19 protein-coding genes are annotated in these 19263 nt (G+C 31.6%); 12 read left to right on the forward strand and 7 right to left on the reverse strand.

The window, feature by feature from the left end:
- The first annotated feature begins 171 nt into the window (after positions 1-171).
- From V7R38_RS12305 to V7R38_RS12315, 3 genes are all read left to right on the forward strand, one after another.
- Positions 172-813: a peroxiredoxin gene (locus V7R38_RS12305; protein WP_334058863.1), complete on the forward strand. Its 642-nt coding sequence runs from the start codon at positions 172-174 to the stop codon at positions 811-813.
- Between the two features lie 62 nt (positions 814-875).
- A complete protein-coding gene (locus V7R38_RS12310) occupies positions 876-1184 on the forward strand; it encodes a thioredoxin family protein (RefSeq protein ID WP_015480813.1) in 309 nt (102 codons plus the stop codon).
- 3 nt (positions 1185-1187) lie between these two features.
- On the forward strand, positions 1188-1445 hold the full coding sequence (locus V7R38_RS12315; protein ID WP_334058865.1) for a DUF6952 family protein: 258 nt from the start codon (positions 1188-1190) through the stop codon (positions 1443-1445).
- A gap of 59 nt (positions 1446-1504) precedes the next feature.
- Here V7R38_RS12315 and V7R38_RS12320 read toward each other — a convergent pair whose 3' ends face one another.
- The 4 genes from V7R38_RS12320 to V7R38_RS12335 all read right to left on the reverse strand — a co-directional run bounded on the left by V7R38_RS12320 (position 1505) and on the right by V7R38_RS12335 (position 4053).
- On the reverse strand, positions 1505-2005 hold the full coding sequence (locus V7R38_RS12320) for a cupin domain-containing protein (RefSeq protein ID WP_334058867.1): 501 nt from the start codon (positions 2003-2005) through the stop codon (positions 1505-1507).
- Entirely contained in the window at positions 1987-2775 is a 789-nt protein-coding gene (locus tag V7R38_RS12325; RefSeq protein WP_334058869.1) for an SGNH/GDSL hydrolase family protein, read from the reverse strand. Before V7R38_RS12325 ends, V7R38_RS12320 begins: the two co-directional genes overlap by 19 nt.
- Positions 2772-2933: a hypothetical protein gene (locus V7R38_RS12330; RefSeq protein ID WP_015480809.1), complete on the reverse strand. Its 162-nt coding sequence runs from the start codon at positions 2931-2933 to the stop codon at positions 2772-2774. Before V7R38_RS12330 ends, V7R38_RS12325 begins: the two co-directional genes overlap by 4 nt.
- A gap of 76 nt (positions 2934-3009) precedes the next feature.
- Positions 3010-4053, reverse strand: coding sequence for a LacI family DNA-binding transcriptional regulator (locus V7R38_RS12335; RefSeq protein WP_334058872.1), 1044 nt, complete (start codon positions 4051-4053; stop codon positions 3010-3012).
- A 120-nt stretch (positions 4054-4173) separates the two neighbouring features.
- Here V7R38_RS12335 and azu point away from each other — a divergent pair, with 120 nt between their 5' ends.
- Positions 4174-4710 carry an azurin gene (gene azu / locus V7R38_RS12340; RefSeq protein ID WP_334058874.1) on the forward strand — a complete coding sequence of 179 codons (537 nt, stop codon included), beginning with the start codon at positions 4174-4176 and terminating at the stop codon, positions 4708-4710.
- Positions 4711-4724: 14 nt separating this feature from the next.
- On the opposite strand, the gene V7R38_RS12345 is transcribed toward azu, so the two are convergent.
- The 3 genes from V7R38_RS12345 to V7R38_RS12355 are packed head-to-tail and all read right to left on the reverse strand — an operon-like array spanning position 4725 to position 7886.
- The gene (locus tag V7R38_RS12345; protein WP_334058876.1) at positions 4725-5516 is read right to left on the reverse strand and encodes a 3-keto-disaccharide hydrolase; all 792 of its coding nucleotides are present in this window, start codon (positions 5514-5516) and stop codon (positions 4725-4727) included.
- A 47-nt stretch (positions 5517-5563) separates the two neighbouring features.
- Complete coding sequence (locus tag V7R38_RS12350; RefSeq protein WP_334058878.1) at positions 5564-6160, reverse strand: gluconate 2-dehydrogenase subunit 3 family protein; 597 nt, start codon at positions 6158-6160, stop codon at positions 5564-5566.
- A 10-nt stretch (positions 6161-6170) separates the two neighbouring features.
- Positions 6171-7886, reverse strand: coding sequence for a GMC oxidoreductase (locus tag V7R38_RS12355; RefSeq protein ID WP_015480804.1), 1716 nt, complete (start codon positions 7884-7886; stop codon positions 6171-6173).
- A gap of 118 nt (positions 7887-8004) precedes the next feature.
- Here V7R38_RS12355 and V7R38_RS12360 point away from each other — a divergent pair, with 118 nt between their 5' ends.
- The 8 genes from V7R38_RS12360 to V7R38_RS12395 all read left to right on the forward strand — a co-directional run bounded on the left by V7R38_RS12360 (position 8005) and on the right by V7R38_RS12395 (position 19153).
- Positions 8005-9024, forward strand: a complete 1020-nt coding sequence (locus tag V7R38_RS12360) for a helix-turn-helix domain-containing protein (RefSeq protein WP_334058880.1) — start codon at positions 8005-8007, stop codon at positions 9022-9024.
- Positions 9025-9108: 84 nt separating this feature from the next.
- On the forward strand, positions 9109-10104 hold the full coding sequence (locus V7R38_RS12365; RefSeq protein ID WP_334058882.1) for a sugar phosphate isomerase/epimerase family protein: 996 nt from the start codon (positions 9109-9111) through the stop codon (positions 10102-10104).
- Positions 10105-10121: 17 nt separating this feature from the next.
- A complete protein-coding gene (locus V7R38_RS12370; RefSeq protein ID WP_334058884.1) occupies positions 10122-11351 on the forward strand; it encodes a nucleoside permease in 1230 nt (409 codons plus the stop codon).
- A gap of 6 nt (positions 11352-11357) precedes the next feature.
- Positions 11358-12497, forward strand: coding sequence for a Gfo/Idh/MocA family protein (locus V7R38_RS12375; protein ID WP_438825604.1), 1140 nt, complete (start codon positions 11358-11360; stop codon positions 12495-12497).
- Positions 12498-12517: 20 nt separating this feature from the next.
- Positions 12518-13576, forward strand: coding sequence for a sugar phosphate isomerase/epimerase family protein (locus V7R38_RS12380; protein WP_334058886.1), 1059 nt, complete (start codon positions 12518-12520; stop codon positions 13574-13576).
- A 25-nt stretch (positions 13577-13601) separates the two neighbouring features.
- The gene (locus V7R38_RS12385; protein WP_334058888.1) at positions 13602-14384 is read left to right on the forward strand and encodes a 3-keto-disaccharide hydrolase; all 783 of its coding nucleotides are present in this window, start codon (positions 13602-13604) and stop codon (positions 14382-14384) included.
- A 164-nt stretch (positions 14385-14548) separates the two neighbouring features.
- Entirely contained in the window at positions 14549-17533 is a 2985-nt protein-coding gene (locus tag V7R38_RS12390; protein WP_015480797.1) for a SusC/RagA family TonB-linked outer membrane protein, read from the forward strand.
- 12 nt (positions 17534-17545) lie between these two features.
- A complete protein-coding gene (locus V7R38_RS12395; RefSeq protein ID WP_015480796.1) occupies positions 17546-19153 on the forward strand; it encodes a RagB/SusD family nutrient uptake outer membrane protein in 1608 nt (535 codons plus the stop codon).
- Positions 19154-19263 lie beyond the last annotated feature (110 nt).

The following is a 19263-nucleotide window of genomic DNA, read 5'->3' on the forward strand; positions in this document are numbered from 1 at the left end:
TCTATAATTATTATTTTATCATAAGAATAAGTGATGGTAATGTTTTGTAAAAAACAAAATAATCAAAGCTTATTCTACTATAAATTAATTAATTCAGGATGCCATTTAAAATGAGAACAATCCAAATATCTTTGTGCTTGTAAAATAGAATAATCATAAACAATAATTAATATGGCAACAGCAGTTGGTAAAAAATTTCCAGATCTTAATGTAAACGCAATGAATGATTTGGGTGATACATTTAAATTAAATGTATTAGAAGAGGCAGTAAACAATAACAAGAAGGTATTGTTATTTTGGTATCCAAAAGACTTTACTTTTGTATGTCCTACAGAGTTACATGCTTTTCAAGAGGCATTACCAGAATTTGAAAAAAGAAACACTGTAGTAATTGGTGCATCTTGTGATACTGCAGAAGTTCACTTTGCTTGGTTAAGTACTTCTAAAGATAATGGAGGTATAGAAGGTGTTACTTACCCAATTTTAGCAGATAGTAATAGAAACTTATCTTCAATATTAGGAATTTTAGACATTTCTAACGAAGTATATGATGAAGAAACTGGTACAGTGCAAGTAGAGGGTGATAATGTAACTTATAGAGCTACATATTTAATCGACGAAGAAGGTACAGTATTTCATGAAGGTATTAACCACATGCCTGTAGGTAGAAATGTAAATGAATTTTTACGTTTAATTGATGCTTATTCTCACGTACAGAAAAACGGAGAAGTTTGTCCTGCAAACTGGGAAGAAGGTAAAGATGCAATGCAAGCAAATGCGAAAGGAACAAAAGAGTATTTAGCTAGTCACTAAATTTAATATAAGTTGTGGGTTGTAGAATTTATTCTACAACCCATAATTCTAACAAAATTATTATGGTACAAGAATTAACAGAAGATAATTTACAAATTATTGTAGAAGGTAATGAAAAAGTAATTGTACAGTATTCTGCTACTTGGTGTGGTAACTGTAGAATTATGAAGCCAAAATTTAAAAAATTGGCTAATGAAAATGACAATATAAAATTTGTAATGGTAGATGCTGAAAAATTTCCTGAAAGTAGAAAATTAGCAGATGTAAGCAATTTACCAACTTTTGCAACTTTTGTAGGTGGAGAGAAAAAAAATCAAACACAAACCAATAAGTTTGATGTTTTAAAAGAATTAGTTTCTGAAATTCAATAAGTTATGAAATTACCAGTAATTAAACATTTAACTAGTTTTATTGAAGAAAACGATCAAGACTACGTCTTAGAAACTATTGAAACCTTAGAAGCTTTAACAGAAGTTCCTTCTTTAAAAGATGAAGAATTAGATGTTATTGGTGAATTAATTTCTAATATGTATGGAGCTATTGAAGTTGATAAAATGATAAAGGAAGGTGCTCCAAAAAAAGATGCATTGAATAATTTTATGAAACGTGTTTTGGGGTCTATAGATAAATAGAATCCTAAAATCTATCAATAAAAAAGCTCTGAATTATTATAATTCAGAGCTTTTTTATTTTAATGATGTGTAAGTTTTTCAATAATTGATTGGTGTTGAGGAAACTCTTTTACTAATTCTTTGCAAGAAGGTAAAGTAAAGTCTCTAAAATCAAAACCAGGTGAAACTGTACAACCTACAAACGAAAATGAATTTTGTTGTAAAACTTCTGCAGCAAAATACCAATGAGCTGGCACTGTAAATTGAGGTATTTGACCCAAGTTAAAATTTGTTCCAATAAGTTGAAAACTGTAATTTCCTTCAGGTGAAATTAGATGCAGTTTTAATGTAGTGCCTTTATAAAAATTCCAGATTTCATCTTGCTTAATTTTATGAAAAGCGGAGAATTTTTCTGATGTCAATAAGAACAAAATGCTGGTACATAAATTTCTATCTCCATCAAATTCATTAGCCAAGTTTTTTGATTTTGCTGTAATATCACTTCTATACGTTTCTTTATAAAAGCCACCTTCTGGATGTTCTTGTAATTGAAAATGTTTAATTATTTCTTCTGCAACCATGTTTGAAAGCTTTTGGTTTTCATGATAAAATTAGCCATATCTTTTCCCCAAAGTTGATAAGTTAGTTTGGAAGGATGCACACCATCACTAAAAAAAGCAGATACATCATCTCCTAGATTGTATTTTTTTTGCCAACTTTCTAAGGTTATTAGTTCGTTATTATAGTAAACGTTTTCTTTGTTTTTGACCCTATTGTGCAAACGTTTTCCAAGCAGTTCAACCAAATTACCAATAATAAACTTTATAGTTTTTGTAAAGGCAGGAAACTCCTTTATTGGAGGCATATTCGTGAAATAAATAGGAGTTTTAGGGTATTTTCTCTTTAAATCTTTAATCAGTTTATTAATTTGAATAATCCAAACGTCAGGTGAATTTAATTTAAAGGCATCATTACCACCTAAACCAATTACAATTAAATCTGCTGTAGTGTCTTCTATTTTTGGAAGTAATCTTCTCCTAACCATTTTTGCAGTATAACCACTCTTTGCATAAACACGCCATAAAACAGAAACCTCATTTTGACCAGCAAGTGTTTTTGCTAAAATTCCTGTAAATCCATTTTCATGAAAGTCAACTCCAACTCCTGCAATTGTACTTTCGCCAATAACTAACATTTTTAATGTTTTTGACGATGTTTTTTTAATATATCCTTTAGGATTTTTTGCTTCTGGTAGCTTTGGTACAGATGCTCTAATTTTTTTTCCTTGAAAAATTAAAATGGGTAAAAGCGGTAGAGAAACAATACTACCTAAGTAATATTTTAAACTCATTCTTCGCTCTTCTTTTCTTGATTAACTTTTTGAATAATAGCTTTTAAACGTTCCTTATGAAGTTGTTTTTTTAACTTCACTTTACTGATTTTTTGTTGCATCAGTTTAGAATGTTTTGCTTTATTAAGAGTGTTTTTTTCTTTCCCTTTTTTTGGCATATTTCTTAGATTTTGGTAGGGACAAGCTGCGTTTAAAAAATCGGTTTCCCAACTGATTTTAAACTTCTAAAGTAATTTATTTTATTTTATTACTGGTAGAATCTCTAAAAATTAATTCAGTTTCTATAATATGTGTTTCGTAGGTAATTTCTTCTTCCTTAGCTTTTTGTTCTAACTCTCTAAATAGAATTTCTGCAGCCTTTTTACCTATTTTGTTTGCGTTTTGTTCTACTGATGAGATTGATGGTGTTGTAACATTGGTCATAAACCAATTACTAAAACCAAAAAGTTCAATTTCATCAGGCACTTTAATGTTGTTTTTGTTAAAATAGTTTAAGGTTCCAATAGAAATTAGATCGTTTACAGTAAAAATTGCATCTACATTACTTTTATGATCTTCCATTAATTGCTTTGCAATTTCTGCACCTTCAACAAAATCATCTCTATTGTTGTTCTTGCATTCATATACTAAAGAAGGATCATATTCAATATTATGATCTGTTAAGGCTTTTTTGTAACCCAAAAATCGATCTATAGAATTTTGAGGATTCAATGCTCCTCTAAAATGTGCAATCCTTTTATTTCCATTTTTAATTAAATGACTTACAGCTTCATACGCCGCTTTTCTATCGTCATTTATAATTTTAGAACATTGTACAGTTTTATCAATTTTATCAAAAAGAATAAGTGGAATTCCTGAATTTTTGATTTTTTTTAAGTGAGAAGTATCTCTTGTTTTATTAGATAAAGAGATTAAAATACCATCTACACCTTTGCTTAATAATAGATCTACTTGTTTTTTTTCAAGTTCATAATTTTCATTCGATTGCATGATAATAACCATGTAACCTCGCTCTTCACATTCTTTTAAAATACTATCTATAATATTAGAAAAAAAATAATGCACCATTGTTGGTATAATAACACCAATGGTTTTAGATTCATTAGTTCTTAAATTAACAGCAAAAGAATTTGGTGTATAATTTAATTCTTCAGCTAAATCTAAGACTAGTTTTTTTGTTTTTTCACTAACATCAGAGTAGCCATTTAATGCTTTAGAAACTGTAGCAACAGAAAATCCAAGCGTTTTTGCAATCTCTTTTAAATTAGTCTTATGCATCTTTTAAAACTTTTTAGAAAGGTACTATTTTTATTCTTTATTTAGAAAAATTTAGAGCGTAAACTATATGCTTTTAGGACAAAAATTTATATATTTATTAAATAATAAAATTAAGATAGAATGAAACGAATTTTACTAGTATTAATAGGAGCTACCCTCTTTTTTAGTTGTGGAGAAAGTAAGAAAGAAGAAGAGAAATCTGCAGAAAAAAAGGTTACAAAAAAGACAGTGGTAAAGAAGCAAAAGAAAGAGAAAAAACCAACCGTAATTGTAGATGAAAATGGTGTTGCAAATGTATTTATTTCTACGAGTGATAAAATGAAATTTAGTACTAAAGAAATTAATGTAAAACCGAATCAAAAAGTAAAATTAACCTTAACCCATACAGGTAAATTAGATAAAAAAATAATGGGTCATAATGTGGTGATTTTAAAGCAAGGTGTAAAAATGTCTACCTTTGCAGCAGCTGCAGCAGTCTCTAAAGAAAATGATTATATACCAGAATCTTCTGATGATGTTATTGTACATACTAAAATGATTGGTGGAGGCGAATCTACAACTATAGAATTTACGGCACCAGCAGCTGGTGAGTACGATTTTATTTGCAGTTTTCCTGCACATTTTGCGATGATGAAAGGTAAGTTTATTGTGAAGTAAATTAGAAATTGGAATTATTGCAATTCCATAATTTGAATATTTTTAAATTCAATTGGGTGGCTTTCGCTTTGTAAAGAGATGAAGCCACCTTTTAATTTTTCACCACTATTATCTTGAATATCTTTTGATGCTGTATCTAAAAATTGGCCACCAATAGTGGGGTTGTTGTAAGATATTACCAATTTATTATTGATGTAATGCTTAATTATAGTATCTGTTACTATTATTTCTGCATCTACCCATTCATCATCATAAAAAGTTTCACTATCAGAAATTATACAATGCTCTGTAATTTTTTCATTATTGATTTCTACATGAGTTCCTGGCGTGCAAAGGTTTCCTGAAGGTCTTTTGATATTTACGTTAGTGCCACCTAGCAATTGTGCTTCTAAAGAAATAGGGAATTCCTGCTGCAAAAGCATGGTTTTTGGTTCTTGGCAATGCAACATTATTCCACTGTTTTTTGTGGCCCAAGATTCGCCACCATTAACTTGCTTACCTACAAATCGATATTGAAGTTTTAGTCTATAGTTTTGATACGATTTTTCATAAAATAGATGGCCAAACTGCTTGGTAAACGTGTCGTAATTATCATAGGAAACTTTTAAAATTCCGTTTTCAACTCTAAAGGTATTTTTATAATTGTTACCTAATGCATAGCCTGCTATCTTAGGTGTCCACCCATCTAGATTTTTACCGTTAAAAATAGATTTCCATTCAGCTTTTTCTGAAGTTGCTTTTTGATTTTTACAGCTAAAAAAAACAGCAAAAAATAAAATGAATATTAATAGATAATGTTGTTTCATTTCTTGCTGTAAAAAATAATGGTTAGTTGATTTTTTTGTTTTATGTCTTATAAAGAATACGATTTTCCTCCTGTTAATTCTTGAAGATCTCCACAATAATAAGCAGTAGGTATTGGTTCGTAAACCAAAATGTTTTCTCCTACATATTCAGATGTCAAAAAGGCATTGATCGTCATCCACTTTATTTGTCCTAAAAATTCAGATGTTGTCATCATTTCACCTTCGGGATTAGCCAATCTTTCAGCATCATCTTCTCCTTTTAGAAGTATGTATTTATCTAGTAATGCTGTGTATTGTTCTGCAATTACATCATCTATAGAGTCTTCTGGATTGCTTTTTAATTTTGAAATAATGTTGGCAAAGCCAGCTCTTGTAATTTCTTGATCTTCTAACTCTAGAACTTCATCAATATATTTATCAATAAATTGAGGTACATTCATTTCTGTTGCAGAAGGTGTGTTTTCTGTTTTAGGCAGAATAATATCTACAATATTAATTAATGCTTTTTGTTCATCCTCCTTTAGAAATTTAGGTGTCCAAAGTTTTTCTGTAGTACAGCTTTGTAACATACTCAAAAAACTCGGAGCAATTACTGCAAATCCAGCTGCAAATCCTATATTCTTTATGGCTTCTCTACGTTTCATATTTCTAGTTTTATGAGTTCTTTTTTAATTCGTTAGCTGCATGATTTGCTGCTCTTGCTGTAAAAGCCATATAAGTTAAAGAAGGGTTTTGACAACCAGAAGAAGTCATAAATGCACCATCTGTAACATATACATTTGTACAGGCATGAATTTGATTATTTTCATTCAATACTGAGGTCTTTGGGTCTCTCCCCATTCTTGCAGTTCCCATTTCATGAATACCTAATCCCATAGCCATTCCACCATTATCATAACCTTGAACATCTTTGTAGCCTGCAGATTCTAACATTTTTATTGCTTGCTCTTGCATGTCTTTACGCATTGCAAATTCATTCTTACCAAATTCAGCATCAAAAGTTATAGTTGGTAAGCCCCATTCATCTTTTTTGCTCTCATCTAAATACATTCTATTTTTATGATCTGGTAAAGTTTCTCCAAAAGCTAAAAGGTTAACTCTCCATTCTCCAGGCTTTAAAATTTCTTCTGCTAATTTAGGTCCATATTTTAATTCTGCTACCATTTCAGAAGTAGAAGATCTACTAGCTCCACCTTGATAACCATAACCTCTAATAAAGGAATCTACATTTGTTTTTCCTCCCAAATTTCTAAATCTTGGAATATATAAGCCATTAGGTCTTCTACCTTTAACGTATTTATCTTCAAAACCATCAACTTTTGCAGAAGCTCCAACATGAAAATGATGATCCATAATATTATGGCCTAATTCTCCACTATCATTCCCTAAACCATTTGGAAAACGTTCTGATTTTGATTGTAATAAAATTGAGGCTGATGCAATAGCAGAAGCACATAAAAAGATAACTTTAGCATTATATACGTGTGTTTCTTTAGTTTCGGCATCAATAACTCTTACTCCAGTGGCTTTCTTTGTAACATCATCATAAATAACTTCGTGTACAATTGAGTTTGGTCTAAGTGTCATATTACCAGTTGCAGCTGCAGTTGGTAAAGTAGATGAGTTACTACTAAAATAAGCACCAAAAGGACATCCTCTCATGCATCGATTTCTGAATTGGCAGGTACTTCTACCCATTCCTTCTTTAGTTCCTTCTGTGATATGTGCAGTTCTACCAATGGTTAAAACCCTATCATCATCAAAATTTTCTTCAATTTTTGCTTGTAGGTGTTGTTCTACACAATTCAAATTCATTGGCTTTAAAAGCTTTTGGTCTGGCAATTGTTTAAGGCCTAAGTTTTGTCCACTAACACCAATAAACTCTTCAACCTTATCGTACCAAGGCTCAATATCTTTATAACGAACTGGCCAATCTACAGCAACTCCGTCTTTTTTATTTGCTTCAAAATCAATATCGCTTAATCTATAACTTTGTCTACCCCACATTAAAGATCTTCCTCCAACATGATATCCTCTTATCCAATCAAATCTTTTATCTTCATTATAAGGATGTTTTACATCATCAACAAAAAAGTGTTCTCTAGCAGCTTGAGTGGTGTAGCCTGTTCTATGTTGTTTTGGTTTACGATTTATAATTTCTTGAGTAGCTTTACCTCCATTTGGCATATCCCATGGATCTAAATAAGCAGTAGGGTAATCTCCATGTTCTACCATTCTTCCTCTTTCTAAAACTAATGTTTTTAAACCATTTTCACAAAGTTCTTTAGCAGCCCAGCCACCAGAAATTCCAGTACCAACTACAATGGCATCATATTGCTGATCTTCCAAATTCTTATTGTTATCATTCATGATATATAGCTTTTTACGTTGATTAATTATGAATTTCAAAAATTAAAATTAAGAAATTTTAATAATTCATAATTCAATATTACTTATTTTGCACTTTTATAATGTTCAATATTTTTCAATGAAATTAAATGTACAAAATATAACACCATTTAAAGTAGGCGAAATTGAGTATCATGCAGACACTTGTTTGCCTTTAATTGATGCCGTAAATAGAAATAAATTAAAGTTTAAAGCATTGGCTAGATATACCTATCCTGGAGATCGATTAACAGACGATACATTAGGTATAAATAGTATTGGTTATTGGGATGCTAATAAGCCACAAGATTGGGGTTTAGATTGGCATAGAAATGAAGGTATAGAGATTCATTTCTTAGAATCTGGTACAATGCCTTATGCTCAACAAGGAGAGGAAATGGAGTTGGTTCCTAACAGTTTAACCATTACTAGACCTTGGGAAATGCATAAAGTAGGCAGCCCATCTATTGGTATGGGCAAATTCTATTGGCTAATTTTAGATTTGAATGTTAGAAGGCCACATCAAAACTGGAAATGGCCAGATTGGATATGTTTAGCTCCAAAAGATTTAGAGAAATTAACTACTATTTTAAGACACAATGAAAAGATTTGTTGGAAGGCAGATAAGAGAATTCGTGAGTGTTTTCAAAAAATAGGCAAAGCTGTAGATTCTGATAAAGAAGGAGATAAGGCTTCTAAAATTAGGATTTTGGTTAATAATTTACTTTTGCTTTTATTAGATCTTTTAATTGTTGATGAAGTATCTTTAAACGAAAATTTAACCAACAGTTCCAGAAGTGTAAAGTTATTTTTAAAGGAGTTAGAGTTAAATCTAACAGAGAATTGGACTGTTGAAAAAATGGCAAGATCATCTGGAGTTGGTTTAACAAGATTTACACATCATTGCAAGCAATTAACCAATTTAACTCCTATGAAATTTTTAATGCTAAAGCGTATAGAAATGTCTAAAAATATCTTAATTGAGCAACCTGATATCAATATAAGTGACGTTGCATATTTATGCGGATTTTCTACAAGTCAGTACTTTGCAACCATGTTTAAAAAACAAGAAAAATGTACGCCAATAATCTTTAGAAAAAGGGTTTTAGAAAGTGTTTAAAATTTTTCACTGAATAATTATAGACACTAAAATAAACTCAGTTTTATAATTTTAGTTCTCAATCAACCAAAAATATCCTAGAAAATGAACATTATTTTCACTAAAAAATTGAAATTTCCAGTTTTACTCATTGTATTTTCTTTCTTCATTTTCAGTTGTAAAAATGAAGAAAAGAAAGCTTTAAAAGAAACCGAAATTGAAACCACTTCAACAAATGAAAACTCAGAGCCATTTTTTAAATTGTCTTTAGCTCAATGGTCTTTGCATAGAACTTTTAACGATGAAGGTGTGAGTCCTTTTAAGTTTGCAGAAATGTCTAAAAATATGGGTTTTGAAGGTTTAGAATATGTAAATCATTTATACATAAATCAAATTCAAGAAATGGGTTTTGATGCAGTTATAGATTCGTTAAATACCCTAAGTAAAAAATATGCAATAGAGAATGTGTTAATTATGGTAGATGGTGAAGGTGATTTAGCAGATCCAAGTGAAGATGTAAGAAACATGGCTGTAGAGAATCATAAAAAGTGGATTGATGCTGCTGCAAAACTTGGTTGCCATTCAATACGCGTAAATACATTTGGTACGAATGATCCTGCAATCTGGAAAACCGCTGTTGTAGATGGTTTGAAAAAATTATCAGCTTATGCTGCAACAAAAAATATAAATGTACTTTGTGAAAATCATGGTTGGCTATCTTCGGATGCAGATTTATTAATGGAAGCTGTTAATGAGGTAAATATGGAAAATTGCGGAACATTGCCTGATTTTGGTAATTGGTGTGTAAAAAGAAAGGATGGTGCAAAATGGGGTGAATGCGAAGAGGAGTATAAAGATAAATACAAAGGAATTGAGCTAATGATGCCAGAGGCCAAAGCTGTTAGTGCTAAAGCTTATGATTTTGATGAAAATGGAAATGAAACGACTCTAGATTTTGTAAGGATCTTAAATACTGTTAAGAATGCTGGTTATTCTGGTTTTATAGGTGTGGAATATGAAGGTGATAGATTGTCTGAAAAAGAGGGAATAATTGCTATTAAGGATTTATTGTTAAAAGCATCAACGCAACTTAAGAATTAAAAAAGAAAAAGATAATAATGAAAAAATCAATTCAATATCAACTATCATTTATGATGTTCCTCGAGTTTTTTATTTGGGGAGGATGGTTTGTAACTATGGGTACATTCTTAGGAAATAATTTAGGTGCTACTGGTGCAGAAACAGGTATGGCTTATTCTACCCAATCTTGGGGAGCAATTATAGCACCTTTTATAATTGGTTTAATTGCAGATAGGTATATCAATGCAGAAAAGATTTTAGCAATTCTTCATTTAATAGGCGCAGCATTAATGTATTTAATGGCGCAAGCTACAGAATTTGCAGTCTTTTACCCTTATGTTTTAGGGTATATGATAGCTTACATGCCAACATTAGCTTTGGTAAATTCGGTTTCATTTAATCAAATGAAAGATCCATCAAAACAGTTTCCAATGGTTAGAGTTTGGGGTACAATTGGTTGGATTATTGCAGGTTTGGCTATTAGCTTTGTCTTTAAATGGGATTCTGAAGCAAATATTGCAGCAGGAATGTTGTCGAATACTTTTTTGATGGTTGCTATTGCATCAGCAATTTTAGGTGTATTTAGTTTCTCTTTACCAAAAACGCCACCTTCTGCGAATAAAGATGAAAAAGCATCTTTATCAGATATTCTAGGTTTAGAAGCTTTAAAATTATTTAAAGACAAAAACTTCTTCGTGTTTTTTATCTCATCGTTTTTAATATGTATTCCACTGGCTTTTTATTATCAAAACATTAGTTTGTTTTTAACAGAATATAAGGTTGATAATTCTACAGCTTGGGCTTCTTTGGGTCAAATATCAGAAGTTGCATTTATGTTATTGTTGCCTTTCTTTTTTAAAAAATACGGCTTTAAAAAAACGGTTCTGTTTGGTATGTTGGCTTGGGTAATTCGTTACTTACTGTTTGCTTATGGTAATAGTGGCGATTTATTTTTTATGCTGATTATTGGAATTGCATTACATGGTATATGTTATGATTTCTTCTTTGTTTCTGGTCAAATTTATACAGATTCTAAAGCTGGTGATAAAATTAAAAGTGCAGCTCAAGGTTTAATAACCTTAGCAACTTATGGAGTAGGAATGTTAGTAGGTTTTTGGGTTGCAGGTAAAATTGTAGATCAAAACATTATTGCTGATGACGTTCATGGATGGCAGAATATTTGGATGTTCCCAGCAATTTTTGCTGTAGTAGTGATGCTAATATTTGGTTTTTTATTCAAAAACGAGAAAGTAGAATATAAATCTTAATAAATAATGAGTAAAATTAAATTAGGTATCCTAGGAGGAGGTTCAGACTCATTAATTGGTGTTTTGCACAGAGTAGCATCATCAATGTTTGATAAATTTGAGTTAATTGGTGGTGTTTTTAATTTAGATTATCAGGAAAACTTAAAGTTTGCTGAGCAATTAGATTTATCATCAAATAGGGTATATAAAGATTTAGATTCGTTGATTGAGCAAGAGTTGGCTTTGCCAGAGGCTGAAAGAATGCAGGTAATTTCAATATTAACTCCTAATTTTTTGCATTTCCCAATGGCTAAAAGTCTTTTGGAAAATGGTTTTAATGTTATCTGTGAAAAACCAATGACTACCACATTTGCAGAAGCTGAAATATTATATAAAACATTACAAAAAGCAAAAACTGTTTTTGCAGTAACGTATACGTATACAGGTTATCCTATGATTCGTCAAATGAAACAGATGATCAAAAATGGAGAGTTAGGAGAAATACAAAAAGTAGATGCGCAATATTATCAAGGTTGGATCAATCCAATTATTCATGATAAGGAGCAAAGGTCTTCAACTTGGAGATTAAATCCAGAGAAATCAGGCATTAGTTGTTGTATAGGAGATATTGGAACGCATGCTTTTGATATGTTAGAATATGTATCAGGATTAAAAATAGAATCCATTTTAGCCGATTTAAATTACCTCTATTCAGACAATCAAATGGATATTGATGGAACAGTTTTATTAAGATGTTCAAATAAGGTAAAAGGAGTAATCTGCGCTAGCCAAATTGCAACAGGAGAAGAAAATAGTTTTGTGGTTAAGGTTTACGGAAAGAAGGCAGGTTTAAAATGGGAGCAAGAAAACCCAAATTACTTGTATTTAATGCAAGATGGTAAACCTTTGCAGGTATTAAAGCCAGGCCATGATTACAATTCAGATTTGTCTTTAGATGGTACAAAATTGCCTCCAGGTCATCCTGAAGGAATATTTGATTCTATGGGTAATATTTATAAGGGTGTTGCTAAAGCAATTTTAAAAGAGTCTTATGATTCAGCTGAATTCCCAACAATTATAGATGGTGTAAGAGGCATGAGCTTTATTGAAAAAGCCGTAGAATCTCATAAAAAAGGAAATGTTTGGGTAGATATCCATAATTATTAATAAGTAAGCTATTTAGAAATATGACTACAATTAAAGGACCTGCTGTTTTCTTAGCGCAGTTTATGGGTGATGAGGAACCGTTTAATTCTTTAGAAGGTTTGTGCAAATGGGCTGCCAATTTAGGTTATAAAGGTATACAGATACCTACATTAGATAAGTCTATTATAGATTTAGATGTAGCAGCAGAAAGTCAGACTTATTGTGATGAATTTAAAGGGAAAATAAATTCTTTTGGATTAGAAATTACAGAATTATCAACGCATATTCAAGGTCAATTAGTGGCAGTGCACCCAGCACATGATTTAATGTTTGATGTATTTGCACCTAAAGAATTGCAAGGCAAACCTAAAGAAAGAACTTTGTGGGCAATTGATCAAATGAAAAAAGCAGGTATTGTGAGCAGAAGATTAGGTCTAAATAACCATGCAACTTTTTCAGGATCTTTATTATGGCCAGTAATGCATCCTTGGCCACAACAACCTAAAGGTTTAGTAGAAACAGGTTTTAAAGAATTAGCTAACAGATGGCTACCTATTTTGGATACTTTTAAAGACAATGATGTAAATGTTTGCTATGAAGTACATCCTGTAGAAGATATTCATGATGGTGATACTTTTGAGCGATTTTTAGCAGCTACAAATAATCATTCAGCTGTAAATATTTTATATGATCCTTCTCACTTTGTATTACAACAGTTAGATTATATAGAGTATATAGATCATTACCATGAATTTATTAAGGCTTTTCACGTTAAAGACTCAGAGTTTAATCCTTCAGGAAAAAAAGGGATGTTTGGTGGTTATAATGATTGGAAAGACAGAGCAGGTAGATATAGGTCTCCAGGAGATGGTCAGGTCGATTTTAAGAAAGTTTTCTCCAAGCTTACTGAGTATGGATGTGATGTTTGGGCTGTTTTAGAATGGGAATGTATTATTAAAAGTCCAGAACAAGGAGCAAGAGAAGGTGTACAGTTTATAAAAGATCATATTATAGAAGTTACTAGCAAAAGATTTGATGATTTTGCTGGTAGTAAAGATGAAATTGATCAAAATCGCTTGAATAGAATTTTAGGAATTTAAAAACAAAATTTATAAATAAAATAGGATGAAAAAAATCATATTACTTTTTTCAATAGGGCTTTTTATGCTTAGTTGTAAGCAAAGTGCAGAAAAAGAACCAGCAATATTAGAGCAACAGGTAGCAGAACCAACCAAACCAGAAGAAACAGAAATTTGGGAACCTAAACCACCAACTGTAAGTGTAGATTCTGAAACTAAAATACCTTCGGATGCTATAATTCTTTTTGATGGTTCAGATTTCAACGAATGGATTTCCTCTAAAGATTCTACAGAGATACAATGGATTTTGAATGAAGATAAAAGTATGACCGTTAAAAATAAAGCGGGTGATATTCAAACAAAACAAAACTTTGGTTCTGTACAATTGCATTTAGAATGGAAATCTTCTGAAGAGGTTAGGGCAGATGGGCAAAATAGGAGCAATAGTGGCGTTTTTCTTCAAAATAGATACGAAGTTCAAATACTAGATAATAACGATAACGAAACCTATGTAAATGGTCAAGTTGGTTCCATTTATAAGCAATCAATTCCGTTAGTTAAAGCTTCATCAAAAACAGGAAACTGGAATACCTATGATATTATTTATCATCAACCCATTTTCGATGAAAATGGTCAAATTGAGCAAAAAGCAACAATTACAGTTTTGCATAATGGAGTTCTAGTTCAAGATAATTTTACATTAGAGGGTTCTACAGAATATATTGGCTGGCCTAAGTATAACGCTCATGGTGAGCAACCTATAAAATTGCAGGATCATCAAGATAATAGTGGTGTTAGCTATAGAAATATATGGGTAAGAAGACTCTAAAAACCACATTGCCGAAAACGTTTTAGATAATTTTTTCGGTAAAATTTTATTAATTTCATAACGTAATCATAAAAATTTGTTAATATTACATTAAATTTAATCAGTTTTCATCAATAGCATAATATGTAGTTTTTGAAAATAATTAACTAAAACCCAATCTTTAAATGAAAAACAAGTTACTTAAAAAATTAATTCTACCATTCCTCTTTTTGGTTGGTGGTATTATGTATGGTCAAACTATTACTGGTGTTGTTTCTGATGCCACAGGTGGTTTACCTGGTGTAAGTGTAAATATAAAAGGCACTAGCACAGGTACTCAGACAGACTTTGATGGAAAATATTCTATTAAAGCAAATCAAGGAGATGTGTTAGTTTTTAGATCTTTAGGATTCAAAACTGAAGAGAGAACAGTTGGTACATCTTCCACAATTAATTTAACAATGGTAGAAGAAAGTAACCAATTAGACGAAATTATCGTTGTTGGTTATGGTAGTACTACCAAAAAAGAAATTACATCTTCGGTTACTAAGGTAGATGAAGAGTCTTTTAACAAGGGTACTGTAAACAGTGCTTCAGAATTACTTCAAGGTAAGGTATCTGGTTTAAGTATCTATAATAAAGGTGGAGACCCAAACACAGACGCAGTTATTCGATTAAGAGGTATTTCTACTGTAGGTTCTAACTCACAACCATTAATTGTTATTGATGGTGTTATTGGTGCTTCTTTAAACAATATCGATCCAAGTGATATTGCTAGTATGACAGTTTTAAAAGATGGTTCTGCTGCTGCAATCTACGGTTCTCGTGGTTCAAGTGGTGTAATTATTGTTACAACTAAAAGAGGTAGAGCTGGTGAAACGCAAGTTTCTTACAATGGTTCAGTTGCAATGTCATCAATTCAAAATCAAGTTCAGAACATGACTGGTGATGAATTTGTTGCTGCAGGTGGTACAGATTTAGGAAGTAGAACAGACTGGTTAGACTTAGTAACAAGAAATGCTGTAACAACAGTAAATAATGTTGCAATTACTGGTGGTTATGATGATACTAGCTTTAGAGTATCTGCTAACTTTAGAAATGCAGAAGGTATTTTAAAGAATTCTGGTTTCGATCAATTCAATACTAGATTCCAAGCAAGTACTAAATTATTAAATGATAAATTAAAAGTAGATTTTAATGCATCTTATACGCAAAGAGAATCTGATTTCGGATTTAATGAAGCTTTAAGATATGCAGTATTGTATAATCCAACTGCTCCAGTTTTAGGTGCAGATTCACCTTATCCTTATAATGGAGATCCTTATGGAGGTTACTTCGAAACTTTAGGTTTATTTGATAGTTTTAATCCAGTATCAATTCAAGATCAAAATCAGAATTATGGAGAGAGAAGTGAGTTTACTTATTCTGCAAACTTCAAATATACTGTTACAGATGATATTAGCTTAAATGCATTATACTCTCAACAATCAACAAACTTAACAAATGGTGAGTACTACAAAACTACTTCTTTGTTTAGAGGTGGTGCAGATAACCCATTTCGTAAAGGTTTAGCAAGATTATATACAGAAGACAGAGACTTTAAATTATTTGAAGTTTATGGAGACTATAATTTTAAGCCAACAGACAAGTTAGACTTTAAACTTACTGCTGGTTACTCTTGGCAACAAGAAAATTTCTTTAACTATTTCTTAGCTGCAGGAGATTTTCCAAATGATGATTTAGCGTATATCAACGCTTTAGAATGGTCTCAAGATCAATTAAATGGTGGTTTTATTGAAGTTAATAGTAACAAATCTCCAGATCAGAAGATTATAGCATTCTTTACAAGATTAAATGTAACTTTTGATGACGCTATTTATTTTAATGCTTCTATAAGAAGAGAAGGATCTAGTAAGTTAGGAGAAAACAACAAATGGGGTTTATTCCCAGCATTAGGTATTGGTGCAGATCTTAATAAATATTTACAGTTAGATAACGTAGATTTATTCAAAGTACGTTTAGGTTATGGTGTTACAGGGTCTTTACCATCTGATTATGGTTTAGCTTACTCTAAATTTGAGCCAACTTCAGATTTATTAAGTAACCAAAGATTAACAGATGCTAACCCAGATTTAAAATGGGAAGAAAAAGCAGAAACTAACTTAGGTTTTGAATTTACGTCTGGTAGATTAAATGCTACTTTAGATTTATATACAAGAAAAGTATCTGACTTTATTTTAGAAAGAGCAGTAGATATTGCTGTATATCCTTCAGGAAGAAGAGTTGAAAATGGTGGAGATTTATCTACTAATGGTTTTGAATTAGCAGTAAACTATGATATCATTAAAAACAACGATTTAACTTATAATTCAGGAATAATCTTATCTAGCTACAAAACTACTTTAGATTCTTATAACCTTCCTGGTTTAAGAGGTAATTTAGGAGCACCAGGACAAAATGATACTAACGTAATCTTAGTTGCAGAAGGTCAAGAAATTGGTCAAATTTATGGAGCTTTATGGGATGGTACTGTGACTAATGGTAGCCAGAACTTTGTAGATGTAAATGGAGATGGTAGTATTGATGTAAACCAAGAATTTGGTAATGCAGTTGATTCTGATGGAGATGGAGTTATTGACGGAGATTTAACGAAATTAGGTAAAGGTATTCCAGATTTCGAATTAGGATGGACACACACTGTTAGATATAAAAATTGGGATTTAAACGCATTCTTTAGAGGAGCATTTGGTCATAGTTTAGTAAACAACTTTAGAGTGTTTTATGAGCCAAGAGTTGGTTCTCAAGGTTCTTATAACTTTATCAACACAGAATATGCAGATCCAAACATCACAAATGCGAAGTTTAGTTCTTTATATGTTGAGAAAGCAGATTTCCTTAAATTAGATAACATTTCTTTAGGATATTCATTCGATATCTCTGAAGATAGCAAATATTTTAAAGATATTAGAGTATCTTTAACAGGACAAAATTTATTTACGATCACTAACTATTCAGGTGCAGATCCAGAACCTGCATTTACGGATAGAGGTTCAGTTGACAATGGAGGTTTCTTAACTGCTGGTGCAGATCCATTAACTCCTGGTATTGATAGAAGATATAATTACTTTGCTTCTAGAACAGTTACATTAGGAATTAACATTAATTTTTAACAACACATAAAAATGAAAAAAATACTTTTATTATTTACAGTTTCTTGTGTTCTGATATCATTCAACGCTTGTACAGATTTAGATGAGGTACTCGTTGGTGAACAAACAGAATCATTTAACGGCTCAGAACCATCTTTTGGTAGTTTTGATGGTGGAGGTGCAGGACCTTCAGACGCAATAAATTCAGCTTTCGCTCAATTGAGAGAATCAGGATCTGCAAACCATGGTGGATATTGGTCAGTACAATCTGTATCTTCAGATGAAATGGCTATTACACAAAAAGGTGGTGACTGGTTTGATGGTGGAATTTGGATAGACATGCACAGACATACGTATACTTCTACTAATGGACCAATTAACGGTGCATGGGGTCAGCAGTATAGTGCAATTGGTGAGTGTAATAACCTATTAGCAGGTAGTTTAGATGCTAATCAAACTGCTCAAGTTAGAGCATTAAGAGCATTTTTCTACTACAGATTATTAGATATGTGGGGTAACGTAAAAATTGTTACAACTCCAGGTGTAGATGCTCCTCAATCAACTAGAGCACAAGTTTTCAATTTCGTAGAAACAGAATTGTTAGCTGCTTTAGGTGTGCCTTCAATTACTTCTAGTATGGATTTATCAGCTAGTCCGTTAACTACAAATCAAGAGGTTTATAGAATTAACCAATTTGCAGCTTTAGGTTTACTAGCTAAATTATACTTAAATGCAGAGGTTTATACAGGAACTCCAAGATATTCAGAAGCTGCAATGGCTGCAGGTTATGTAATTGACAATGGTGGTTATATGTTAGTAGATAGTGGTTACCAAGTAGAAAACCCAGGTAAAAGACCAGCAGTAGCATCAGACCCAGATATGTTAAGTGGTTATGCAACAATATTTGCACCAAACAACGAAAGCAATCCAGAAATGGTTTGGTCTATTCCTTATGACAACGTTTCAGGTCCAAATATGAACTTTGCACGTATGACTTTGCACTATGCAAACCAGTTTACATACAACTTATCATCTCAGCCTTGGAATGGGTACTCAGCTTTAGAAGAATTTTATAATTCTTATGATGATTCTGATGTTCGTAAGAAAGCAAACTTTATTATTGGTACTCAATTAGATTACCAAGGTTCAGTAATTGTAGATTATGCAGAATCTTCTGATTTAGAGTTAACATATACTGCAGAAATAAACGAATTAGAGCCAAATGCTTCTAGAGAAGGTGGTGCACGTTTAGGAAAGTTTAGCTTCAGACAAGGAGGACAAGATAACATGGATAACGATTACCCAATTATACGTTTAGGTGATTTATATTTAATTAGAGCAGAAGGTTTAGCAAGAGCTGCAGGAGACTGGAACATGGCTTTACCAGATGTAAATACAATAAGAAATAGAGCTGGTTTAACAACTCCTTTAGGTTCTTTAACTGCTGATGAATTTTTAGCAGAAAGAGGTAGAGAGATGTTTATGGAGGTTACTCGTCGTCAAGATTTAATCCGTTTTGGAAAATGGGGAGATTCTTGGTGGGAGAAAACCAATAGCGATGCTCACAAAACATTGTTTCCAATTCCACAAGAGCAGATTGATGCAAGTGGAGGAACTTTAACTCAAAATCCTGGATATTAATTTACTAAACTTTGTTTAATATCAAGAACGGGTTGCTTAATTATTAGCAACCCGTTTTACTTTTTTATAATTCTAAATTTTTGGTAATAAAAAGCTGAAATTATCTAAAA

It is taken from the genome of Polaribacter sp. P097 (assembly GCF_036864555.1).
Classification (GTDB): Bacteria; Bacteroidota; Bacteroidia; order Flavobacteriales; family Flavobacteriaceae; genus Polaribacter.